This window comes from Streptomyces sp. OfavH-34-F, assembly GCF_022347745.1.
Lineage (GTDB): Bacteria > Actinomycetota > Actinomycetes > Streptomycetales > Streptomycetaceae > Streptomyces.
Map to the genome: position 1 here is coordinate 1 of NZ_JAKRGC010000613.1, position 1,404 is coordinate 1,404.

At 70.7% G+C, this 1,404-nt stretch carries 1 protein-coding gene and 1 pseudogene; both read right to left on the reverse strand.

Going from position 1 to position 1,404, the window contains the following annotated elements; translation table 11 throughout:
* Nucleotides 1-321: 321 nt before the first annotated feature.
* The gene (locus MHW47_RS35410; RefSeq protein ID WP_239227904.1) at nucleotides 322-1,146 is read right to left on the reverse strand and encodes a thioredoxin domain-containing protein; all 825 of its coding nucleotides are present in this window, start codon (nucleotides 1,144-1,146) and stop codon (nucleotides 322-324) included.
* 52 nt (nucleotides 1,147-1,198) lie between these two features.
* Nucleotides 1,199-1,404: pseudogene (locus MHW47_RS35415) on the reverse strand (hypothetical protein); the annotation flags it as partial.

The window sequence follows — 1,404 nt, forward strand, 5'->3', positions numbered from 1 at the left end:
CGGGCGGCGGTGGCGCCGGAGGGTGCGGCGGTGGCGCCGGAGGGGAGGGCCAGGGGGGCCAGGGCCAGGGTGCCGGCCAGGGTGGCGATGACGGTCGCACGGTGACGCAGACGCGGTGACAGACGGGCGGGAGTGCGCACAGGGGTCTCCTCGCGGACGTGGGAAGGGGAGGGGTTTCCTCACCTGCGCCGGGAGATTACGTGTGCATGTCATGAGTGGGGAGAGGTGATCCGGCCCAATCGGCGACCCCGTGGAGCCGGGTGGCCGGATTCGGACGGTGGCGGACCCGCCGGGGCCCGCCACCGTCCGGGGGCCGGAGGGTCAGCCCTTGAGCGCGGCGGCCATCGCCGTGTTGAACTCCTCGACGGTCATCGGCGCGTTCTTGTTGTCGCTGCCGGTGACCTTCTTGTCGTCCATGACGAGGGTGGGCGTGCCCTGGAAGTCGTACTTCTCGCCGTCCTCGTTGAACTTCTTGCTCAGGGTCAGCGCCCACTTGTCGTAGGTGCCGTCGTGCACCGCCTTCTGGAACGCCTTGTTGCCCTTGAGTTCCTTGACGGTGTCGGCTATCTCGATGAGGTAGTCGCTGTCCTTGAACTTGTCGTCCGTCTCCTCCGGGTGGTACTTCGCCGAGTAGAGCGCCGACTTGTACTCGGTGAACGCCTCGGGGCTGACGTCCAGCGCCGCGCCCAGGGCGCTCAGGGCGTTGCGGGAGCCCTCGCCGGGGATGTTGGTGTCCAGGAAGGAGGCACCGATGAACTGCACCTTGTACTTGCCGTCATCGATGTCCTTCTTCATCGTCGGGCCGACGGTCTGCTCCAGCTGGGCGCAGATCGGGCAGCGCGGGTCCTCGTAGACCTTGAGGGTCTTCTTGGCGCTGTCCTTGCCGACGACCACGGTGGTGCCGTCCTTGCCGGAGGTGTTCGCGGGGGCGACCAGCTTCGCGTCGGCCGCCTCCTCCCAGCGGGTCGGCTTGTTCATCTGCTGCCAGGCGAAGGCGATGCCGCCGATGACCGCGATGCCGGCGACGACCGACACGCCGACGACGACCTGCCGGCGGGCCCGGTCCTTCTTGGCCTGGCGCTCGCGCTCCGCGCGCAGCCGCTCGCGGGCGGCGGTCTTGCTGGCCTGGCTGTTGCGCTTGCTCATGGTGATGTTCTCCGTGGGGTTCGCGGGGTCGTACGGTCCGGGGTCCTGCTGCTCAGAAGGCACCGGCGCCGAGCGGCGGACCCCTCCGTCCCACGGAGTGCACGAGGAGCCGGGCGTGGACGAGCAGATGCGGGCCCGGCGCACCGCCCGGCACCCGGCGGCGCGCGGCGCGGCCGGTCGCGCCCACCACGGCCACCGCGATCAGCAGCGGCCGGAACGCCAGCAGCGCGCACGCCCCCAGCAGCCCGGCGAGCGCCA